Genomic DNA, 21282 nt, shown 5'->3' with positions numbered 1-21282 from the left:
CCAGCCGGCCCGCGTCCTCCCGCGTGGGCACAGACCCCGGCCGGCTCCTCCCGGCCGGGGCATCCCTTTTTCCAGGAGACCCAACGATGTCGACGCTTTCGCTCTGCAACATCGCCGTGCGCTATTCCGGGCAGCCTCGGCCGGCGGTCGAGGGTGCATCGCTCTCCGTCGGCCAGGGCGAGTTCGTCGTGCTCACCGGACGTTCCGGCTGCGGCAAGTCGACCTTGCTCAACGCCGCCGCGGGCCTGGTTCTGCCCGAGCGCGGCGAGGTCTCGGTCGACGGCCGGCCGATCGAGGGGCCAGGGGCCGACCGCGCCGTCGTCTTCCAGAGCGACGCGCTGTTTCCCTGGTTCTCGGCGCGCGACAACGTCGCTTTCGCGCTGAGAGTGCGCGGCATCGGTGAGCGGCAGCGCCACGCCCTCGCCAACGAACTGCTCAGGCGCGTCCGGCTCGACGGCCTCGGCGACAAGCCGGTGTGGGAGATGTCGGGCGGCATGCGCCAGCGCGTCGGCCTTGCCCGCGCGCTCGCCGCCGAGCCCGACTTCCTGTTGATGGACGAGCCGCTCGGCGCGCTCGATGCGCTGACGCGCGAGCGCATGCAGACGCTGCTGCTCGACATCTGGGCGCCGGGCAATCTCGGCGTGCTGATGGTCACGCACGGCATCGAGGAAGCGCTGCTGCTCGGCACCCGCGTCGTCGTCATGGCGCCCGATCCCGGCCGCATTGCGCTGAGCTTCGAGGCCGGCTTCAGCCGGCGCTATGCCGCTGGCGAGCCCGTCCGCTCGATCAAGGCCGATCCGGCCTTCGCCTCAGCCCGGGCCGAGCTTGCCGACGCGATTTTCGAGGGAGAGCCGGCATGACCCTGCTGCAGGCCGAACGCGGCCGGCGCGACCTGGCCGATCCTGAACGCGCGACGGTGCGCTGGCCGCGCAGCGATACACCCCGCCGCGAGCTGTCGTCGCGAACCATCAGCGCCATCACCATACTGGCAGCCCTTCTGGTATGGACTCTCGTTACCAGGCTCGGGCTGGTCGCGCCGCTGTTCCTGCCGCCGCCGCAGGATGTGTTGGCCAAGTTCTGGAATGTGGCCTCCCAGGGGTTCGTCGACGCGACGCTTGCCCAGCATCTGCTCGCTTCGCTGGGGCGCGTCTTCGCAGCATTGGTGGCGGCAACGTTAGTCGGCATTCCGATCGGGCTCGCCATCGGCGCGAGCCGCGTCGGCCGCGGCATCTTCGATCCCGTGCTCGAGTTCCTGCGGCCGATCCCGCCGCTCGCCTACCTGCCGCTGATCATCATCTGGTTCGGCATCGGCGAGTCCGCCAAGGTGCTGGTCATCGCTATTGCCATGGTGGCGCCGATTGCGCTGTCCACCGCCTCGGGCGTGCGCAACGTCCAGCAGGATCGTCTCAGTGCGGCCCGCTCGCTCGGCGCGACGCGCCGGCAGGTCATCCGCTTCGTCGTGCTGCCCAGCGCGTTGCCGTCGATCCTCACCGGCCTGCGCATCGCGCTCGGCGCCGGCTGGACCACGCTGGTCGCCGCCGAACTGGTGGCGGCAACGCGCGGCCTCGGCTTCATGATCCAGTCGGCGGCGCAGTTCCTTGTCACCGACGTCGTCGTCATGGGCATCCTGGTCATCGCAGCGGTCGCCTTCGTGCTCGAATTTGGCCTGCGCTTTGTGGAGCGCAGGCTGGTGCCCTGGGCCGGGCGCGACTGACCGTCAGGCGGTGGCGAGCTTGGTCCGGGCGGGCTTGGCCTGCTGGGCGCGCTGGCTGAGCCAGACGCTGCCGAGCACGACGATCATGCCGAGGATCTGCGCTGCGCTCAGCGACTGGCCGAGCACCGACCAGCCGAGGATCACGGCGGTCATCGGGCTGAGGAAGCCGAGCGGCGACACCACTGACGGTTCCAGCTTGGCGATACCGCGGAACCACAGGATGTAGGTCAAGGCCGCACCGATCAGGCCGAGCCAGGCGAGGCCGAGCAGGTTGGCGGTCGTCAGCGGTGGCAGCGAAGGCTCCTGCAACAGGGCGATCGGCAGAAGCAACAGGCCGCCTGCCGTCAGCTGCCATGCGGTGAAGGTCAGCGGTGTGACAGGCGGCTGCCAGCGCCGGCTGAGCACGGTGCCAGCCGCCATCGACACGGCGCCGGCAAATCCTGCCGCGATGCCGATCGGATCGAGCGCCGCATTCGGCGTCAGGATCAGCAGCGCCACACCGGCCATGCCGGCAATGGCAGCTATGATCGCCAGCGGGCGGATCGGCGAGCCGAGCAGGGCGCGGGCGAGCAGGATGACGATCAGCGGCTGGATCGCGCCGACAGTCGCCGCCACGCCGCCGGGCAGGCGATAGGCGGCGACGAACAGCAGCCACCAGAAAACAGAGAAGTTGAGCGCGCCGAGCACCAGCACGCGCGCCCACCAGATGCCCTGTGGCAGCTGTCGCACGAGCAGCAGCAGCAACAGGCCTGCGGGCAGGGCGCGCAGCATCGCCACCGTCAGCGGATAGCCTGCCGGCAGGAACTCGGTCGTCACGATATAGGTGCTGCCCCAGATGGCGGGGGCGATGGCCGTCAGCAGCAGGTCGGAGTTGCGGGACATGGGTAATTTATCTCCACATCAATAATCTTGACGTCAAGATAATACGAGTTCTCTTGACGTCAAGAGATTTTTTCCCGAAAGCTTGGCCATGGATCGCGTCGACGACATTCTTGCCCAGTGGAACCGCGAACGGCCCGACCTCGACGTCGCGCCGATGGGGCTGATCGGCCGCCTCAACCGGGTCTCCCAGCACCTCGGCCGCGAGATGGAAAAGACCTTCGCCGCCCACGGACTGAACTATGCCAGCTTCGACGTGCTGGCGACGCTGCGCCGCTCCGGCGCGCCCTATGCGCTGTCGCCGGGCGATCTCTCCGCCACGATGATGATCACCTCCGGCACCATGACCAACCGCGTCGACCAGCTGGAAAAGGCAGGGCTGGTCGAGCGCCGGCTCAACCCCGACGATCGCCGCAGCTTCATTGTCTCGCTGACTGAAAAGGGTTTCGCCACCATCGACGCGGCCGTCACCGACCACGTGGCGACGCAGTCGCGCATCGTCGAAATGCTTGCCCCCGAGGAGCGCGCCGTGCTCGGGGCACTGCTCAGCAAGTTTTTGGTGGGTTTCGAGAGCGCCTGAGGTCGGCTACGGCCAGTTTGAAGCTACCCCCACCCCTAACCCCTCCCCACAAGGGGGAGGGGACCAGGTTTGCCGCCGTCGGAGCGATCTCCTGCCGTCCGAGCCAGGCGAGGCCGAGCAGGTTGGCGGTCGTCAGCGGTGGCAGCGAAGGCTCCTGCAACAGGGCGATCGGCAGAAGCAACAGGCCTGCGGGCAGGGCGCGCAGCATCGCCACCGTCAGCGGATAGCCTGCCGGCAGGAACTCGGTCGTCACGATATAGGTGCTGCCCCAGATGGCGGGGGCGATGGCCGTCAGCAGCAGGTCGGAGTTGCGGGACATGGGTAATTTATCTCCACATCAATAATCTTGACGTCAAGAGATTTTTTCCCGAAAGCTTGGCCATGGATCGCGTCGACGACATTTATGGCGGCACGTTCCCGCTGGCCGAGAGCCTGGGCGGGGTGGAGAGCCTGATCGAGCACCCGGCGCTGATGACGCATGGCTCGATTCCGGCGGAAAAGCGCGCCGAGATCGGCATCTCGGATTCGCTGGTGCGACTGTCGGCCGGCATCGAGGACGGCGACGACCTGATCGCCGACCTCGATAGCGGTTCAGCCGGCTTCGCCTTCGCTTGAGGACTGGCGGCGATCGTCGGGGTTGAGCCGGCGCTCGACCAGCCCTGCCTTTTCCAGCTGGTCGACGCGGTTGGTCATGGTGCCGGAGGTGATCATCATCGTGGCGGAGAGATCGCCCGGCGACAGCGCATAGGGCGCGCCGGAGCGGCGCAGCGTCGCCAGCACCAAGCGCTTCCTCGACCGCGATCTCGGGGCCGTTCGACAGCTTCCTCGCCCTGCGCGGCATCAAGACGCTGGCGCTGCGCATGGAGCGCCATTCGCAGAACGGGGCCAAGATCGCGCGCTGGCTGGAGGGTCGCAAGGACGTGCGCCGGGTGCTCGATCAGGCTCTCCACCCCGCCCAGGCTCTCGGCCAGCGGGAACGTGCCGCCATAAATGTCGTCGGTGGCAACGATATGCGCGCCGCTATCCACCAGTTCGCACCCCGTGCCGATCGCCCTGTTGCAGGAGCCTTCGCTGCCACCGCTGACGACCGCCAACCTGCTCGGCCTCGCCTGGCTCGGACGGCAGGAGATCGCTCCGACGGCGGCAAACCTGGTCCCCTCCCCCTTGTGGGGAGGGGTTAGGGGTGGGGGGGTACTTGCCGCGCAAGCCTTGCCGGCTCACCCCGCCAGCGCTTGCTCCAGGTCGGCGATCAGGTCGTCGCCGTCCTCGATGCCGGCCGACAGTCGCACCAGCGAATCCGAGATGCCGATCTCGGCGCGCTTTTCCGCCGGAATCGAGCCATGCGTCATCAGCGCCGGGTGCTCGATCAGGCTCTCCACCCCGCCCAGGCTCTCGGCCAGCGTGAACAGCTGGGTGCGTTCGAGGAAGCGCTTGGTGCTGGCGAGATCGCGGTCGAGTTCGGCCGTGATCATACCGCCGAAATGAAACATCTGCGCCTTGGCGATGGCGTGCTGCGGGTGGCTTTCGAGACCGGGATAGATCACCCGGCGCACGTCCTTGCGACCCTCCAGCCAGCGCGCGATCTTGGCCCCGTTCTGCGAATGGCGCTCCATGCGCAGCGCCAGCGTCTTGATGCCGCGCAGGGCGAGGAAGCTGTCGAACGGCCCCGAGATCGCGCCGATGGCGTTCTGCAGGAACTTCAGCTGGTCGCGCAGGTCGTTGTTGTCGCCCACCACCACGCAGCCGCCCACCATGTCGGAATGGCCGTTGAGATACTTGGTCGTCGAGTGCACGACGATGTCGATGCCGAGTTCCAGCGGCCGCTGCAGATAGGGGCTGCAGAAGGTGTTGTCGGCGACCGAAAGCACGCCCTTGCGCTTGGCGAGAGCCGCCACGCTTTCGAGGTCGACGACGCGCAGCAGCGGGTTGGTCGGTGTCTCGACCCACAGCATCTTGGTTTCCGGCCGGATCGCGGCTTCGACGGCAGCAAGATCGGTGAAGTCGACGAACGTCACTTGCAGCCCGGCCGAGCGTTTGCGTACCCGTTCGAGCAGCCGGAACGTGCCGCCATAAATGTCGTCGGTGGCAACGATATGCGCGCCGCTATCCAGCAGTTCGAACACCGTGCCGATCGCCGCCAGTCCTGAAGCGAAGGCGAAGCCGGCTGAACCGCTCTCGAGGTCGGCGATGGCGCGTTCGAAGGCAAAGCGCGTCGGGTTCTGGCTGCGGGCGTATTCAAAACCCTTGTGCACGCCCGGGCTCTGCTGGCCGTAGGTCGACGTCGCGTAGATCGGCACCATGACGGCACCGGTCGTCGGGTCGTGGCTCTGGCCGCCATGGATGGTGCGCGTCGAAAATGCCAGCCGGTTCTTCTGTGTCGTCATTTTGTCCGCCTGAGGTGGTTGATGAGGTCGACCCGGGTGATCAGCCCGACGAATTCTTCGCCGTCGAACACGATCGCCACTTCGTTGCGGTCGAAGATCGGCAGCAACGCATCGAGCGTCTGGTTGGCCTGCAGCGTATGCAGGTCCTTCGCCATGGCGGTCGAGACGGGCGCGTTGAAACGGTTCCAGCGGCTGTCATATGGACCATCGACCTTGGACAGGATGTCGCCCTCGTCGATGATGCCGACGAGCTTGCCGTCTTCCAGCACTGGCAGCTGCGACACGTCCCCACGCCGCATCCGCCCATAGGCGGTGAGCAAATTGTCCTCGGGTCCGACGAACACGGTGCCGCCTTCGCGATGCGAGCGCGCCACGAGGTCGCTCAGGTCGCCATGCTGCTCCTTCTCGGCCAGCCCCTGTTCGGCCAGCCAGAAGTCGTCGAACACCTTGGAGAGATACTTGTTGCCGCTGTCGCAGACGAAGGTCACCACTCGCTTCGGCGTCCTCTGCTCGCGGCAGTAGCGCAGTGCTGCCGACAGCAGCGTGCCCGATGACGAGCCGGCCAGGATGCCTTCCTTGGCGAGCAGGTCGCGCACCGCCAGCATGCTTGCCTTGTCGTTGACCGAATAGGCCTTCTTCACCAGCGACAGGTCGGCATTCGGCGGCACGAAGTCCTCGCCGATGCCTTCGACGGTCCAGCTGCCAGCCTCTTCCATCTTGCCGGTCTTGATCAGCGGCGCCAGCACCGAGCCGACAGGATCGGCCAGCACCATCTCGGTCTTGGGCGACACCTTGGCGAAGAACCGGCCGAGCCCGGTCAGCGTGCCGCCGGAGCCGACGCCGACCACCACCGCGTCCACGTCGCCTTCGAGCTGGTCCCAGATCTCGGGTCCGGTCGTCGTCTCATGCGCCTCGGGGTTGGCCGGATTGGCGAACTGGTTGACGTAGAACGAGCCGGGAATCTCGGCGGCGATCTTCTCGGCCATGTCCTGGTAATATTCGGCATGTCCTTTGCCCACGTCCGAGCGCGTCAGCCGGACCTCGGCGCCGAGCGCGCGCAGGTGCTGGATCTTCTCGCGCGACATCTTGTCGGGCACCACGAGGATGATCCGGTAGCCCTTGGGGATGCCGACTTGCGCCAGCCCCAGCCCGGTATTGCCGGCGGTCGCCTCGACGATGGTGCCGCCGCGCTTCAGCTTGCCCTCGCGCTCGGCCGCCGCGATCATCGACAGCGCGATGCGGTCCTTGATCGAGCCGCCGGGGTTCTGGCTTTCGAGCTTGATGAACAGCCGGCAGGGCCCGGTGTCGAATTGCGTCAGCTCGACGACCGGCGTGTTGCCGATCAACTCGAGCACGGACCTGAAGGGCGGGTGCAGGCGGCTCATGGCGGCGTCTCCCTCGGGCAGGGTGCTGAACATATCGCATCTCAGCCGGTCGGGACATCCGCCGGATCTGGCCGCATTTACCGGCGCAGGCCCCTGCGAACAAAGGCAGGCGATTTCGTTTCCGGGCGATGCTTGAGAAGGAAATTCCGCGACGCCAGGCGAAGTTCCCATTCGCAGGCAAAGTGAGTTCAGTGTCACGCGTTGTTGACTCTCCACCTGGTGGAGCACCTACAAGGGGTCGTCATGGACGACAGGATATACACAATCGGCGAGTGCAGGGCGTTGGGACCGAACTGCCGGACGAGTTCAAGCAGGGTGACGTCTAGCTGAAGCGCGTTACCCTCGGCACGTCGCACAACGAGTGGACGCCGGTGCCCGCGACGGTTGAAACGTGGCCACTGTCCGCCACCGTCAAACGGCTGCACCAGCGCTACTAGGGCGGCGTCCTGATCTTCGAGACCGGAGACATAGTGACGTTCGCACGTCCGCGGTAGAGCCGCAGTTGACCGACACGCCCGTAATCGACGGCGCCGAGCGCGTCACCACCAACCTGACGCCGATCCCGCCCACCGGAACTGTCATGGCGTGGAAGGCTTGGTGTGCTGCGTAGTTAGACGACGATGCAGTAGCTGATCAATCTTGAACGGCTACTTCCCAACGCGTTCACGCATGACAACGCCGTCGCAGCCAGGCTTTGGGTTCCTGAGGCACTTATCAATGAAGTCCTTGTCGCCCTTGCTAAGATCCGCTGTGGCGAGGTTTTTGAATTTTACAACGATTACGTTACCCCGGTAGCCCTCGGCGACAAGCGTGTTGTCTGCTGATGCGCCAAGTATGCCACCCGAGACCGGGACATTGGCGACATTGAGGGCCAACTTGTTTGTGTTGGTGCCTTTTGAGTTGACGTTAAACGTGACCGTCACTTCGTCTACAAGCAGGCCAAACTTGTCTCTATTCGCAGTTCTGGTTCTTACGTCGTTGAGGCTGTCCGCGACGTCATTCAACGCCGCATTCAGCGTGATGGCTTGTGGATCTGCAACGTCTTTTGGTGTGTAGGCGCAAGCTGAAAGGATGAGCGGCGCAAGAATAGGCGCCGCGTAGACGCCGTACTTCATTTCCCCCTCCTGTGGCGATAACTTGGTTTGATCGCCTTGCGGATCAAATCACTACATTCCATTGGAGTCGAGAGGCCTGCGATGCCCAACGCCTATCACCTCGCGAGCGGCTAGAGCAGTTTGTTGCAGACCTCACGCCTATGCTGCGCGTCGCCTTCATGGAAGCGATGCTTAAGAAGGAAAATAGCCGCCACCAAAACGAAAAAGGGCCCGCGATGCGGGCCCTTTGCTTGGATACTGCTTTCAGGACTTACTCGAAGTCGCCGAGGTCGCGCACGGCGCCGCGGTCGGCCGAGGTGGCGAAGGCGGCATAGGCCTTCAGCGCCTTGGTCACCTTGCGCTTGCGCAGCTCGACCGGCTTCCAGCCCTTGGCGTCCTGCTCGGCGCGGCGGGTGGCCAGCTCGGCCTCGTCGACGCGCAGGCTGATGGTGCGGTTGGGGATGTCGACGTCGATGATGTCGCCCTCGCGCACCAGTCCGATCGTGCCGCCATTTGCCGCCTCAGGCGAGACGTGGCCGATCGACAGGCCCGAGGTGCCGCCCGAGAAGCGGCCGTCGGTCAGCAGCGCACAGGCTTTGCCCAGGCCCTTCGACTTGAGGTAGCTGGTCGGGTAGAGCATCTCCTGCATGCCGGGGCCGCCCTTCGGGCCCTCGTAGCGGATCACCACCACGTCGCCGGCCTTGACCTCGTTGGCGAGGATCGCCTTGACGGAAGCGTCCTGGCTCTCGAACACCCGTGCCGGGCCGGAGAACTTGAGGATCGACTCGTCGACGCCGGCTGTCTTCACCACGCAGCCGTCGCGCGCGATGTTGCCCTTGAGTATGGCCAGGCCGCCGTCCTTGGAGAAGGCATGTTCGGCCGAGCGGATGACGCCCTTTTCCCGGTCGAGGTCGAGGTCGTCCCAGCGCCGGTCCTGGCTGAAGGCCGTCTGTGTCGGCACGCCGCCGGGAGCAGCGAGGTAGAAGTCGCGCACTGCCTGGCTCTTGGTCCGCGAGGTGTCCCAATGGTCGATGGCTTCGCCGATCGTTGCGGTGTGCACCGTCGGCAGGTCGCGGTTGAGCAGGCCGGCCTTGTCGAGCTGGCCGAGGATGGCAAAAATACCGCCGGCGCGGTGGACGTCTTCCATGTGCACGTCGGCCTTGGCCGGAGCCACCTTGCACAGCACCGGCACCTTGCGCGACAGCGCGTCGATGTCGTCCTGGTCGAAGTCGATCTCGCCTTCATGTGCCGTGGCCAGGATGTGCAGCACGGTGTTGGTCGACCCGCCCATGGCGATGTCTAGCGCCATGGCGTTTTCGAACGCGCCTTTCGAGGCAATATTGCGCGGCAAAACGCTTTCGTCGTCCTGCTCGTAATAACGCTGTGCGAGGTCGACGATCAGGTGGCCGGCTTCGACGAACAGGCGCTTGCGGTCGGCATGCGTCGCCAGCGTCGAGCCGTTGCCGGGCAGCGACAGGCCAAGCGCTTCGGTCAGGCAGTTCATCGAATTGGCGGTGAACATGCCCGAGCACGAGCCGCAGGTCGGGCATGCCGAGCGCTCGATGATCTTGACGTCCTCGTCCGAAACCTTGTCGTCGGCGGCCGCGACCATGGCGTCGACCAGGTCGAGCGCGACGTTCTTGCCACCGAGCACCACCTTGCCGGCCTCCATAGGACCGCCGGAAACGAACACCGCCGGGATGTTGAGGCGCATCGCGGCCATCAGCATGCCGGGCGTGATCTTGTCGCAGTTGGAGATGCAGACCATGGCGTCGGCGCAATGCGCGTTGACCATGTATTCGACGCTGTCGGCGATGATCTCGCGGCTCGGCAGCGAGTAGAGCATGCCGTCATGGCCCATGGCGATGCCGTCGTCGACGGCGATGGTATTGAACTCCTTGGCCACGCCGCCGGCGGCCTCGATCTCGCGGGCGACCAACTGGCCGAGATCCTTGAGATGGACGTGTCCCGGCACGAACTGGGTGAAGGAGTTGACCACGGCGATGATCGGCTTGCCGAAATCGGTGTCCTTCATGCCGGTGGCGCGCCATAGGCCACGCGCGCCCGCCATGTTGCGGCCGTGGGTGGTGGTGCGCGAACGATAAGCAGGCATGGGGGCTCTCTCATACAATAGATGGCTAACAGTGGGATTGAGCCACTATCGCCCCTGCGTCAACTATTTTCCACCTCAAGGGCATTCTGGCATGCCGACAGCGGGAAGCTGCCATGCGTCCAGCGCACCACAGCGGTGGTTCAACCCTTCGAATTGGCTGATTTCTTGCCTTTGCGGCCGCGCCTGAGCTCGGCCACGCCGACGGTCAGTCCCATCGCCAGAGCCATGGTCGCGGCCAGCGAGCGGAAGCCGCCGAAATCGGCCTCCGCCACCTCGAACCAGACCTTGGCGAACTGCGCCAGCGGCGAGAACGCGCTGTCGGTGATGGCGATGACGGGCACGTTGTTCGCCGAAAGTATCCGTGCCTCCTCCACCGTCGCCGAGGCGTAGGGTGAGAAGCTGATGGCGATCACCGCATCCCTGGAATTGGCAAACGAGATGATTTCGGGGCTCAGGCCCGAGGCGGATTCGATCAGCTGGCTGCGCACGCCGAGCTTGCCGAGCGCATAGGCGATGTAGCTGGCGACGGGGTAGGAGCGGCGGCGGGCGAGGATGTAGATGGTCTCGGCGCCGTTCAGCAGGTCGATGGCGCGGTCCAGCGTCTCGTCATCGAGATTGCGCGACATCACGTCGATCGATTTGCTCGCCGCGGCCAGGAAGCCGTCGACGATGCGGCGGTTGCTGGTGCCGTCGTCGGCCTCGCCGCGCACCACGGTCAGCCGCTCTTCATAGGAGGTCGTCCGCTCCCTCAATCGTTCGCGGAACACCTGCTGCAGGCTGGTGAATCCGTCATAGCCGAGATGCTGGGCGAAGCGGATCAGGGTCGAGGGCTGCACCCCGGCCGAGCTCGCGATGCTGGCGGCGGTGCCGAAGGCGATCTCGTCGGGATTGTCGAGCGCATAGGCGGCCACCTGGGCGATGCGCTTGGGCAGGCCTTCGCGGCGGTCGAGGATCAGCGCCCTCAGCGCCTCGAAATCGCGCGGCAGTGCCTCCGAAACCGTGTCCGCCATGTCGTCCATTCCGCCTCCGCCTATTCCACCATAGCGCCGCCGCCACGGGCTGTCCAAATAAAATGAACCGTATGTTCCATTTTCGCCAAAATTCGACTATTCAATCCGTCAACGGCAAATGCCCATTCTATAAACCGGGAGAGCGTGAAGTGACAGGTGTAGGTCTTATCGGAACCGGCTTCATGGGCAAGTGCCATGCGCTGGCATGGAATTCGGTGCGCACGGTGTTCGGCGACGTGGAGAAGGTCAGGCTCGTCCATCTCGGCGAGGCCAATGCCGGCCTCGCCGCGATCCGCGCCACCGAGCTCGGTTTCGAGAAATCCTCGGGCGACTGGCGCGCTGTCGTCGCCGATCCCGAGGTCGAGATCGTCTCGCTGACCACGCCAAACCAGTTCCATCCCGAGATGGCCATCGCCATCCTCGAAGCCGGCAAGCACCTGTGGTGCGAAAAGCCGATGGCGCCGACGCTCGCAGAGGCCGAAGCCATGGCCGCCGCCGCCCGCAAGTCGGGCAAGACAGCGGTACTCGGCTACAACTACATCCAGAGCCCGGCCATCCGCCACATCCGCCAGCTGCTCGACGAGAAGGTCATCGGCGAGGTCAACCATCTCCGCGTCGAGATGGACGAGGACTTCATGGCCGATCCCGACGCTCCGTTCTTCTGGAAGCACGAGGCGACATCAGGCTACGGCGCGCTCGACGACTTTGCCGTCCATCCGCTGTCGTTGATTTCGGCACTCTTCGGCCGGGTCGAGCGCGTCATGTGCGACATGGCAAAACCCTATCCGGATCGCCAGGTTACCGGCGGCGGCCGCCGCGCGGTCGAGACCTACGACATCGCCTCGAGCCTGATCCATCTCGACAACGGCGTCTCCGGCACGCTTTTGGTCAACCGCTCGGCCTGGGGCCGCAAGGGCCGCATCCAGGTCCAGATCTTCGGCTCCAGGGGCTCGATCGTCTTCGACCAGGAGCGCTTCAACGAGATCCAGCTCTACGTCACCTCGGACCGTGCGACCGAGCAGGGTTTTCGCACCATCCTCGCCGCCCCCGTCCACGAGCCCTACGGCAAGTTCATCCCCGCCCCCGGGCACGGCCTAGGCTTCAACGATCTGAAGACCATCGAATGCCGCGAACTCCTCGCCCGCATCGCAGGTCAACCGGCGCGCGTTATCGACTTCGACGAGGGCCTGGAGATCGAGCGCACAGTGCATGCGATGGCGCAGTCGTTTGCCGAGCAGAAGTGGGTGAAGGTGAGGTAGAAAGACTCCAGCTTGGGTTCCTCGCCCCCACGCAGTGGGGGAGAGGTGTCACAGCAAAGCCGTGACGGAGAGGGGACGCTTCAATGCGTCCCACTTGGCCGAATGTGTCGGGTGGACACCTCCCACCCCTGCTGTGCCACATAAAACGCCAGCAATATCGCCGCGTTGAGTTCGAGCACTTCCTCGACGGCGGCAAGCGCGCGCGACGATGCAGCGATGTCGATGACCTGCGCCAACCCGATGAAGCTGACATGCAGGAAAAGCAGGGCGTGGCCCGAGAGCCATGTCGTCGCTCCGCCCATGTTGCGCGCGATCTGGCGCAGGGCGAACAACGAGAGCCCCACTGATACCGCGAGCATCAGCACGACCAGCAGCCAGGCGAGGTTGTGGCTGACCTGCTGCAAAAGCCGGAACGCCAGGATCAACAGGTCGTGGAAACCGTCGAGCTGCCCGCCGCCATAGAGCGTCAAGGGCTGGAACCCGAACAGCCGCGAGCCGAAGCTGGTTTCATCAAGAAGTTCGGCGAGGGCAATCAGGCCCGCCAGCACCAGCGGCACGCGCGGTCCCCGCAGCGCCGTTGCGGCACCCGCTCCGAGCACGGCTGCCCCGAGGAAAAGCACGGTGCCCATCTCGATGATGCCGTCCTCCTGCAGCAGCAGCGAGCGGATTCCGGGCGCAATGATCGCCGCGAGCGCCGAGGCGACGGTGACTGCGCCGACGAGCGCCAGCGCACAGGCCAGGAAGCGGAAATGGTCACGCCGTGGTCCCATGGCGACGTTGCCAACTGCTGGATGCATCATCTGCGCCATGGACCCTCTCCTGTCGCAAAACTGTCAGGGAGCCGTCACATATTGTCCGTTTCGGGCAATGAAAGGGCCGCCGGATCACACTTGGCTAACGATTGTGACGCTTCGCGGTCGGCATTCACCGCGTCGCTCCAGGCAACCCGGTCCACCGTTCCCTGGACTTCGCTGGCAGGCGAGCTCGCTACAATTTTAATCTTATCCTGTTGTTAATACTTATCTTTCCTTCACCAGCGCCAGTCACACCGGTTCATGCCCGATCATTCATGATTCGCGAGGAGGCGCATGATGGACAAGCGTTACGAACTGGTCCTGGACCCGTCCGATCTCTGGACCGTCTGGGACACCATGACCGAGGAGCCCGCCATGCTCGGCTTTGCTCCGCTCATCGGCCTGACCAAGTCCGAGGCGTCGATCGCCTGCGCTCTGCTGAGCGACATCGATCAGAAAAACACGGCGGAAAAGACCAGGGAACGCCGTGGAAAGAGCGCGGCCTGAGCCCGGGATCGCAGCTGAAAGCAGCCCGCACCAGGTGCGCAGGCCGCGAGACGAGCCAGCGGGCCTCGCCCGCGATATTGCCTGATCCCCACATCCGCTGATATTGCGGCCGGGCCGCCTGCGCGGCGCAGATGGCCCGGAACGAACCTGATGACCAAGCTTCCCGACCTGCCGGTTTCGGCGGTCCTGCCGCAACTTGCCGAAGCCCTGTCGGCGGGCAGCAGCGCCGTGCTTGTCGCCCCGCCCGGCGCCGGCAAGACCACGCTGGTGCCGCTGGCGCTTCTCGACGCTGCGCAGACGAGGGACGCGCAAAATTCTGCCACGGACCCCTCTGTCACCGTCAAGGATGCATCACGTTAAGCTTCATTCCGGCAAAGAAAGGGTCGCGATGAGCACTGCCTTGGCGACCGAATGTGACAGGAAGCTCCATTCAATTGCTGCAGGTACAATCTGAGCTGTACTACTTGTTGACACCTAAGATCGCGGCTGTATCCAGTCCAACCAGACAGATTCGACTTGCTGTCGTCTGAGGGGGAACCATGAAACGTCTTGCCGTTGCCTCGGCTTCCATGGTCGTGGCTGCCGGGTCGGCTTTTGCGCAGGACGCAAGGCAGGCCGCTGTCGACTGGTCTGGCGCCTATGTCGGCGCCTTTGCTGGTGGCGCCAATGGCGATGCGACTTATGCCAACGTTCCCGTTGGCGTTCCCGACATGGGAGCTATCGATGGCGGCCTTGCCGGCCTGAAAGCCGGCTATCGCTACCAGTACGGCGCGGCGGTCATGGGTGTGTCGGTGGACGGAGCCCTGGGCAACGTCAAGGGCATAGTGGGCAGCTTCAATCACGCCCGGTTCAACGTGGACTGGCTGGCAACAGCCAACGCCCAGTTCGGCCTGGCGTTTGGCCGTGCACTGGTCTACGGCACTGCCGGCGGGGCGCTGGTCGGCATCCAGCACGACTACGACTCCTTTGCGTCCATCGACGTCTCCTACCCCCGGCGCACGCACTCCGGCTATGCCGTCGGCGGCGGCGCGGAATATGCGTTTGCGGAAAAGGCCTCGATCAGCTTCGAGGTCCGTCATTTCGTCCTTGAGGCGCAAACCTTTCCGCAGGTGCTCAATGTGACGGGGCACACTGTCGACGCCGATTTCACGACAGGCACTATCGGCCTGAACGTCAGGTTCTAGATGCCCGCTGGCTTCGGCTGGTGCAACTGGCCTGATGCCAGCTCATCCCCGCGCGGCCTGCGCGCCAAAATTGGCCGGGATGCCGTTGTTGCGTGATCCCCGCATCCGCTGATATTGCGGCCGGGCCGCCTGCGCGGCGCAGATGGCCCGGAACGAACCTGATGACCAAGCTCCCCGACCTGCCGGTTTCGGCGGTCCTGCCGCAACTTGCCGAGGCCCTGGCGTCCGGCAACAGCGCCGTGCTTGTCGCCCCGCCCGGCGCCGGCAAGACCACGCTGGTGCCGCTGGCCCTGCTTGAAGCGCCGTGGCGCGGCGACGGCACGATCATCCTGCTCGAACCGCGCCGGCTCGCCGCCCGCGCCGCCGCCCGCCGCATGGCTTCGTTGCTCGGCGAGGAGCCGGGCGGGATCGTCGGCTATGCCATGCGCATGGAAAACAAGGTCGGCTCGAAGACCAGGATCCTGGTCGTCACCGAGGGTGTGCTTGCCCGCATGATCCTCGACGATCCCGAACTGCCTGGTGTCGCGGCCGTGCTGTTCGACGAGTTCCACGAGCGCTCGCTCGACGGCGATTTCGGCTTGGCGCTGGCGCTCGACGTGCAGGGCGCGTTGCGCCCGGACCTCCGGCTCATCGTCATGTCTGCCACACTCGACGGTGCGCGGGTGGCGAAGTTGCTGGATGGCGCCCCCATGATCGAGAGCCAGGGCCGCAGCTTTCCGGTCGAGATCCGCTATGACGAGCGCCCGGCAGGCACAGCCATCGAGGACGCGATGGCCAAGGCGATCCGTGGCGCCCTTGCCGATGAGCCGGGCAGTGTGCTCGCGTTCCTGCCCGGCCAGCGCGAGATCGAGCGCACCGCCGAACGTCTTGAAGGCCGCGTTAGCGCCGATGTCGACGTCGTGCCGCTCTACGGCATGCTCGACGGCAAGGCGCAGGACGCGGCGATCAGGCCGGCACCCGCCGGTCGCCGCAAGGTGGTGCTCGCCACCGCCATTGCCGAGACCTCGATCACCATCGACGGCGTCCGCGTCGTTATCGATTCCGGCCTGTCGCGCCTGCCCAGATACGAGCCGTCGAGTGGGCTTACGCGGCTGGAGACCGTGCGCGCCTCGCGTGCCGCCGCCGACCAGCGCGCCGGCCGCGCCGGCCGCACCAGCCCGGGCATCGCCATCCGCCTCTGGCGCGCCGAACAGACGGCGGCACTTCCGGCATTTTCGCCGCCCGAAATCCTGGAGGCCGACCTGTCCGGTTTCCTGCTCGACTGTGCTGCCTTCGGCGTCGCCGATCCGACCTCGCTTTCTTTCCTCGACGCTCCACCGGCACCGGCGCTGGCCGAGGCGAGGGCGCTTCTGGCCGAACTCGACGCCATCGACACCGACGGCCGCCTGACTGCTTCAGGCCAGGCGATGCGCAGGCTCGCGCTGCCCGTCCGCCTCGCCCACATGGTCGCCGAAGCCGCGCGCCAGGGTGCCGGGCCGGAGGCCGCGCAACTCGCCGTGCTGATGACCGAGCGCGGCCTCGGCGGCGACAGTGCCGACCTCGAACGCCGGCTGCAGCGTTTCCGCAACGAGCGCTCGCCCCGCGCCAACGCTGCCCGGCAACTGGCCGAGCGGTTGGCGCGGCAGGCTGGCAACGGTGCGCAGCCGTCAGGTGCACCCATCCCCGGCGTTCTTCTTCTCCTCGCCTGGCCTGACCGCGTCGCCAAAGCGCGTGGCGAGCGCGGCCGCTTTGTGCTCGCCAACGGCAGCGGTGCCGCCGTCGACGCCGCCGATCCGCTCGCCGGCGAACAGTATCTCGTCGTCGCCGATCTCCAGGGCAAGGCGCAGAACGCTCGCATCTCGTCCGCCGCCGCGGTTTCCGAAGCCGACATCCGCACCGTCCTTGCTTCACATCTGGAACGCAAAACCCAGTCCGCCTTCGACAAGGACAAGCGCTCGGTACGCGTGCGCGAAACCGTCCGCCTCGGCGCCGTCACCCTGTCCGAACGCATGCTGCCGGCGCCCAGGGGCGAAGAGGCCGATCGCGCCATTCTCGAAGCGCTCCGCGCCCACGGCCTCGACCTGCTCGACTGGGGCAAGGAGGCCGAGACGCTGCGCCAGCGCCTCACCTGGCTGCACCGCGGCCTCGGCGATCCCTGGCCCGACATGTCGGACGAAGCCCTGCTTGCCCGCCTCGAGGATTGGCTGCTGCCCTACCTGCGCGGCGAGGCGTCCTTCGTCCGCATCGGCGCGGGCGTTCTGCACGATGGCCCGATGTCGCTCGTCCCGCACGACCTCCAGCGCAAGATCGCCGCGCTTGCCCCGACGCATTTCACAGCACCGTCCGGCAGCCATGTGCCGATCCGCTACGATGGCGAATGGCCGGTGCTGGCCGTCCGCGTGCAGGAGCTGTTCGGCATGGACAAGCATCCCTCGATCGCTGGGGGCACCGTGCCGCTCACCCTGGAACTGTTGTCGCCGGCCCATCGCCCGATCCAGACGACGCGCGATCTGCCTGGCTTTTGGCGCGGCTCCTGGGCCGATGTCCGCTCCGACATGCGCGGCCGCTACCCCCGGCATGTCTGGCCGGACAATCCGCTGGAAGCGCAGGCCACCGCCCGCGCCAAGCCGCGCGGCACGTGATGCCGACCCGAACCGAAGGTTTGCGGAGCCGTTGATACTGGTTTTCAGAAAAGACCGTGCACGGGCACTTGGCGCGGGCGCGCCTTGCAGCGCATATAGCTGGCATGAATTCGCTGACCCGCACCCCCGACCTCCAGCACAGCCACCGGCTGCGGCTCAACACGCTGATCCGCCTGCGCTGGCTGGCGATCGTCGGCCAGAGCTTTACCGTCGTGGTGGTCGCCTACTGGCTGGAGTTCCCCCTGCCGGTCAGCCTGTGTTTCGCGCTCATCGCCAGTTCCGCCTGGCTCAACCTGTTCCTCGCCTTCCGCTATCCGGCCACCCAGCGCCTCAACCCCTTCGCCGCCTTCGCAATCCTCACCTTCGACAGCTTGCAACTCGCCGGCCTGCTGTTCATCACCGGCGGCCTCACCAACCCGTTCTCGCTGTTGATGACGGTGCCCGTCGTCATCTCGGCGACGTCGCTGCCGCTGCGGCTGACCGCCATGCTGGCGGTGCTGGTCATCATCATGGTCAGCCTGCTTGCCTTCTTCCACCTGCCGTTGCCTTGGTACGAGGGCATCGTGCTGGCGATGCCGTTCATCTACACATCGGGCATCTGGATCGCGGTGTGCTGCTCGATTGCCTTCACCGCCATGTATGCCTTCCGCGTCGCCGACGAGGCCCGCCTGCTCGCAAATGCGCTCGCCGCCACCGAATTGGTGCTGCAGCGCGAGCAGCATCTGTCGGCGCTCGACGGCCTCGCAGCCGCCGCCGCCCATGAGCTTGGCACGCCGCTCGCCACCATCACGCTGGTCGCCAAGGAGATGGAGCGCGCGCTCGGCAAGGATCCGAAATATGGCGAGGACGTCACGCTGTTGCGCAGCCAGAGCGAGCGCTGCCGCGAGATCCTCAAGCGCCTCACCAGCCTGTCCTCCGAGGGCGAGGAGCATCTCGCCCGCCTGCCGCTGACGTCGCTGGTCGAGGAGGTCATCGCCCCGCATCGCGACTTCGGCATCTCCATCAAGCTCGATCCCGGTGAGCGCATCGGGCCCGAGCCGGTCGGCCACCGCAACCCGGGTGTCATCTACGGTCTCGGCAATCTCGTCGAAAACGCCGTCGACTTCGCCCGCAGCCGCGTCACCGTGCGCTGGCGCTGGGACAGCGACGTCGTCGCCTTCAGCATCCTCGACGACGGCCCGGGTTTTCCTGCCGACATCATCGATCGCATCGGCGAGCCCTACATGTCGACCCGCCAGGGCGCCGAGCCGGGCGGCGGTCTCGGCCTCGGCCTGTTCATCGCCAAGACCCTGCTCGAGCGTTCCGGCGCCGACATCAGTTTCAGCAATTCGAACGGACCGGGAGAGGGGGCGGTTGTCGAGATCTCCTGGCCGCGCGCCATCTTCCTCAATCCCGCCCCTGCCGGCACGACGATGTTCGACACCGCATGAGGTCTTGAACGGGGTGTTCACCGCCCCGGCATTGGACATCGCGGCTTTGCACCTATATCTGCTTGAAAAACGATAAGAACGACTGGGATCAACGACAAAAAGGATCAAAGGCGATGACCACCCAGGACATTGCGGCCGCATTGCCGGGCGAAGACCATTCACTGCTGCTCGTCGATGACGACAAGCCCTTCCTGACACGCCTGGCCCGCGCCATGGAAAGCCGCGGCTTTACCGTCGATACCGCCGAAAGCGTCGAGGAAGCGGTCGCCAAGGTCCGCGCCAATCCACCGGCCTATGCCGTGGTCGACATGCGCCTCGGCGACGGCAACGGCCTTGATGTCGTCTCGGCCATCCGCGAGCGCCGCGAAGACACCCGCACCGTCATCCTGACCGGCTACGGCAACATCGCCACCGCTGTCACCGCGGTGAAGCTCGGTGCCATCGACTATCTCTCCAAGCCTGCCGACGCCGACGACGTCTATGCCGCGCTGACCAACGCCTCTGGCGAGCGTGCAGCCCCGCCGGAAAATCCGATGTCGGCCGACCGCGTCCGCTGGGAGCACATCCAGCGCGTCTACGAGATGTGCGAGCGCAACGTCTCCGAAACCGCACGCCGGCTCAACATGCACCGCCGCACCCTTCAGCGCATCCTGGCCAAGCGGGCGCCGAGATAAAGCGAATAGTGAGCAGTGAGTAGCGAATAGTGGGCGGCGCTTGATCCTCGGGCGCCGTTTCTCGTTCTGCTATTCCCTATTCGCTCTCCCCCTCCAGCGCCGGCACCGAAACCCCGGCCAGTTCCGCTGCCAGCAGCCGGGCCGCGCCGGCGCGGGCGATGCGTAGCATCAGGGCTTTGCGCGTCGCCGCCGCGATCCGGTGCTCCGGTGCCTCGCGCATGATCTCGGCGCCATAGCCGTCGGAGAGGATGAAGCCGCATTCCTCGGGGAAAATCCCGGCCGGCACCTCCGGATGCGTGGCGAAGAAGAAGCGGTCCGAATGCAGCCGGTATTCCGGCCATTTGCGGTCGACGCGGAAGTCCTCGATCGACGACTTGATCTCGATGATCCAGATGTCGCCCTGGCGCGTCAGCGCCACAAGGTCGGCGCGTCGCCCGGTCGCCAGCGACAGTTCGGGCAGCACATGCGCGCCCATCTGCATCAGCAGCCGCTGCACGCCGCGGCGCACCAGCATGGCGCGCTCGGACTGGCGGCCATCGACGAGAGGGTTGGAAGCGACGGGTGAAATGATCGGCATGGACCAATCATTGCATCATTTGTTCACGTTTTGAACCCGTCTGCTGGATTATTCCAGACAGTTTTCCGCCATCCGGCTCCGCGCGAACGTAAAATCCGCCATTGCCCCCTATCGTTGAATCTGTTGGTTTTTCCCGCGATGCGTGTTGCCGAAATGCCATAACCCGGACGTTACGTTAACGAGAGCGCGGCTTTGCTGGCCTCCGCCTCTTGGCAAGCAAAATGCCCGACCGGTAAGAATGGTGGCAAAAATGAGGCCGAATCGGCCCGGACACCGCTCTTGCTTGGGAACCCCACATGCGATTGAAGTCTCTTGCTATTGTCGCCGCCCTGGCGCTGACCACCGCACTCGCGGGCTGTTCGACCGACGGCGTCTCGCGCATGTTCTCCAACGACTATGGTGGCCGCGTCGATGCCGGCTACCAGCTGCCGACCATCCCCATCAGCAAGGTTCCGCGCCAGTTCCATCGCCAGATCGTGCGCTACGAAACCAATGAGAAGCCCGGCACCGTCGTCGTCGATACCGGCCAGAAGTTCCTCTACCTCGTCCAGCCCGATGGCAAGGCGATGCGCTACGGCATCGGCGTCGGCCGCGAGGGTTTCGAGTGGCAGGGCACCGCCCGCATCGCGGTGAAGCGCGAATGGCCGGTGTGGACGCCGCCGCCCGCAATGATCAAGCGCCAGCCCGAGCTCGCCAAGTGGTCGGGCGGCATGCCCGGCGGTCCGAAGAACGCGCTCGGCGCTAGGGCGCTCTACCTCTTCAACAAGGGTGGCGATTCCGGCTACCGCCTGCATGGCACGCCGGAATGGAACTCCATCGGCAAGGCCATGTCGTCGGGCTGCATCCGCCTGATGAACCAGGACATCATCGACCTCTACAACCGCGTCGAAGTCGGCGCCAAGGTCATCGTCCAATAACTGCGAACCGTCCAGGCAACACGGACGTCGCAAACGAAAAACCGGGCACTTTGGCCCGGTTTTTTGTTTGAGCTGTCACTTGTGGACGGCGAGGGTCTTTCGAGAACTCGCTCCGGCGAGGCATATGGCGTGGATCTCGAGAACAGGAGCCAGCGGACGT

The 21282-nt window shown here is 65.6% G+C and carries 20 protein-coding genes and 3 pseudogenes; 13 read left to right on the top strand and 10 right to left on the bottom strand.

Going from position 1 to position 21282, the window contains the following annotated elements:
• Positions 1–86: 86 nt before the first annotated feature.
• A complete protein-coding gene (locus tag O1Y97_RS02195; protein ID WP_318762921.1) occupies positions 87–860 on the top strand; it encodes a taurine ABC transporter ATP-binding protein in 774 nt (257 codons plus the stop codon).
• Positions 857–1714 (top strand): taurine ABC transporter permease TauC, encoded by an 858-nt coding sequence (gene tauC / locus O1Y97_RS02190; protein ID WP_318762920.1) that lies wholly within the window; start codon positions 857–859, stop codon positions 1712–1714. Before O1Y97_RS02195 ends, tauC begins: the two co-directional genes overlap by 4 nt.
• 3 nt (positions 1715–1717) lie before the next feature.
• Here the strand turns inward: tauC and O1Y97_RS02185 are convergent, their stop codons facing one another.
• Entirely contained in the window at positions 1718–2596 is an 879-nt protein-coding gene (locus O1Y97_RS02185) for an EamA family transporter (protein WP_318762919.1), read from the bottom strand.
• 88 nt (positions 2597–2684) lie between these two features.
• Between O1Y97_RS02185 and O1Y97_RS02180 the strand changes: the two genes are divergently transcribed.
• Positions 2685–3173 carry a MarR family winged helix-turn-helix transcriptional regulator gene (locus O1Y97_RS02180; RefSeq protein WP_183263134.1) on the top strand — a complete coding sequence of 163 codons (489 nt, stop codon included), beginning with the start codon at positions 2685–2687 and terminating at the stop codon, positions 3171–3173.
• Between the two features lie 112 nt (positions 3174–3285).
• Here the strand turns inward: O1Y97_RS02180 and O1Y97_RS02175 are convergent.
• Positions 3286–3492, bottom strand: a pseudogene (locus O1Y97_RS02175) (EamA family transporter); the annotation flags it as partial.
• 95 nt (positions 3493–3587) lie between these two features.
• On the opposite strand from O1Y97_RS02175, the pseudogene O1Y97_RS02170 reads away from it, so the two are divergent.
• Positions 3588–3788: pseudogene (locus tag O1Y97_RS02170) on the top strand (PLP-dependent transferase); the annotation flags it as partial.
• A 6-nt stretch (positions 3789–3794) separates the two neighbouring features.
• Here O1Y97_RS02170 and O1Y97_RS02165 read toward each other — a convergent pair.
• Positions 3795–3953, bottom strand: a pseudogene (locus O1Y97_RS02165) (MarR family transcriptional regulator); the annotation flags it as partial.
• A 20-nt stretch (positions 3954–3973) separates the two neighbouring features.
• Here O1Y97_RS02165 and O1Y97_RS26305 point away from each other — a divergent pair.
• A complete protein-coding gene (locus O1Y97_RS26305; RefSeq protein WP_455423978.1) occupies positions 3974–4354 on the top strand; it encodes a PLP-dependent transferase in 381 nt (126 codons plus the stop codon).
• A 36-nt stretch (positions 4355–4390) separates the two neighbouring features.
• On the opposite strand, the gene O1Y97_RS02155 is transcribed toward O1Y97_RS26305, so the two are convergent.
• The 5 genes from O1Y97_RS02155 to O1Y97_RS02135 form a co-directional block, all read right to left on the bottom strand.
• Positions 4391–5557 (bottom strand): cystathionine gamma-synthase, encoded by a 1167-nt coding sequence (locus O1Y97_RS02155; RefSeq protein ID WP_318762918.1) that lies wholly within the window; start codon positions 5555–5557, stop codon positions 4391–4393.
• Positions 5554–6942 carry a pyridoxal-phosphate dependent enzyme gene (locus O1Y97_RS02150; RefSeq protein WP_183263132.1) on the bottom strand — a complete coding sequence of 463 codons (1389 nt, stop codon included), beginning with the start codon at positions 6940–6942 and terminating at the stop codon, positions 5554–5556. Before O1Y97_RS02150 ends, O1Y97_RS02155 begins: the two co-directional genes overlap by 4 nt.
• 647 nt (positions 6943–7589) lie before the next feature.
• Positions 7590–8057 carry a hypothetical protein gene (locus O1Y97_RS02145; protein WP_183263131.1) on the bottom strand — a complete coding sequence of 156 codons (468 nt, stop codon included), beginning with the start codon at positions 8055–8057 and terminating at the stop codon, positions 7590–7592.
• A gap of 250 nt (positions 8058–8307) precedes the next feature.
• Complete coding sequence (ilvD, locus tag O1Y97_RS02140; RefSeq protein ID WP_318762917.1) at positions 8308–10149, bottom strand: dihydroxy-acid dehydratase; 1842 nt, start codon at positions 10147–10149, stop codon at positions 8308–8310.
• A 140-nt stretch (positions 10150–10289) separates the two neighbouring features.
• Positions 10290–11168 carry a MurR/RpiR family transcriptional regulator gene (locus tag O1Y97_RS02135; RefSeq protein WP_318762916.1) on the bottom strand — a complete coding sequence of 293 codons (879 nt, stop codon included), beginning with the start codon at positions 11166–11168 and terminating at the stop codon, positions 10290–10292.
• Positions 11169–11308: 140 nt separating this feature from the next.
• On the opposite strand from O1Y97_RS02135, the gene O1Y97_RS02130 reads away from it, so the two are divergent.
• Positions 11309–12418 carry a Gfo/Idh/MocA family protein gene (locus O1Y97_RS02130; protein ID WP_318762915.1) on the top strand — a complete coding sequence of 370 codons (1110 nt, stop codon included), beginning with the start codon at positions 11309–11311 and terminating at the stop codon, positions 12416–12418.
• Positions 12419–12498: 80 nt separating this feature from the next.
• On the opposite strand, the gene O1Y97_RS02125 is transcribed toward O1Y97_RS02130, so the two are convergent.
• Positions 12499–13227, bottom strand: coding sequence for a hypothetical protein (locus O1Y97_RS02125; RefSeq protein ID WP_318762914.1), 729 nt, complete (start codon positions 13225–13227; stop codon positions 12499–12501).
• Positions 13228–13506: 279 nt separating this feature from the next.
• On the opposite strand from O1Y97_RS02125, the gene O1Y97_RS02120 reads away from it, so the two are divergent.
• The 6 genes from O1Y97_RS02120 (at position 13507) to O1Y97_RS02095 (ending at position 19628) form a co-directional block, all read left to right on the top strand.
• The gene (locus O1Y97_RS02120) at positions 13507–13719 is read left to right on the top strand and encodes a hypothetical protein (RefSeq protein WP_108605849.1); all 213 of its coding nucleotides are present in this window, start codon (positions 13507–13509) and stop codon (positions 13717–13719) included.
• A gap of 150 nt (positions 13720–13869) precedes the next feature.
• Positions 13870–14079: a hypothetical protein gene (locus tag O1Y97_RS02115; protein ID WP_318764286.1), complete on the top strand. Its 210-nt coding sequence runs from the start codon at positions 13870–13872 to the stop codon at positions 14077–14079.
• 179 nt (positions 14080–14258) lie between these two features.
• Positions 14259–14903: an outer membrane protein gene (locus O1Y97_RS02110; RefSeq protein WP_108605847.1), complete on the top strand. Its 645-nt coding sequence runs from the start codon at positions 14259–14261 to the stop codon at positions 14901–14903.
• Positions 14904–15064: 161 nt separating this feature from the next.
• The gene (gene hrpB / locus O1Y97_RS02105) at positions 15065–17524 is read left to right on the top strand and encodes an ATP-dependent helicase HrpB (RefSeq protein WP_318762913.1); all 2460 of its coding nucleotides are present in this window, start codon (positions 15065–15067) and stop codon (positions 17522–17524) included.
• A 104-nt stretch (positions 17525–17628) separates the two neighbouring features.
• Complete coding sequence (locus tag O1Y97_RS02100; RefSeq protein WP_183263125.1) at positions 17629–18954, top strand: ActS/PrrB/RegB family redox-sensitive histidine kinase; 1326 nt, start codon at positions 17629–17631, stop codon at positions 18952–18954.
• A gap of 113 nt (positions 18955–19067) precedes the next feature.
• Positions 19068–19628: an ActR/PrrA/RegA family redox response regulator transcription factor gene (locus O1Y97_RS02095; protein WP_108605845.1), complete on the top strand. Its 561-nt coding sequence runs from the start codon at positions 19068–19070 to the stop codon at positions 19626–19628.
• Between the two features lie 76 nt (positions 19629–19704).
• Here O1Y97_RS02095 and O1Y97_RS02090 read toward each other — a convergent pair whose 3' ends face one another.
• On the bottom strand, positions 19705–20205 hold the full coding sequence (locus O1Y97_RS02090; RefSeq protein ID WP_183263124.1) for an MmcB family DNA repair protein: 501 nt from the start codon (positions 20203–20205) through the stop codon (positions 19705–19707).
• A 296-nt stretch (positions 20206–20501) separates the two neighbouring features.
• Here O1Y97_RS02090 and O1Y97_RS02085 point away from each other — a divergent pair, with 296 nt between their 5' ends.
• On the top strand, positions 20502–21122 hold the full coding sequence (locus tag O1Y97_RS02085) for a L,D-transpeptidase (RefSeq protein ID WP_108605843.1): 621 nt from the start codon (positions 20502–20504) through the stop codon (positions 21120–21122).
• Positions 21123–21282 lie beyond the last annotated feature (160 nt).

Source organism: Aminobacter niigataensis (assembly GCF_946995915.1).
In the GTDB taxonomy this organism is placed as follows: domain Bacteria; phylum Pseudomonadota; class Alphaproteobacteria; order Rhizobiales; family Rhizobiaceae; genus Aminobacter; species Aminobacter niigataensis.
This window is presented reverse-complemented; position numbering and strand designations above follow the sequence as displayed.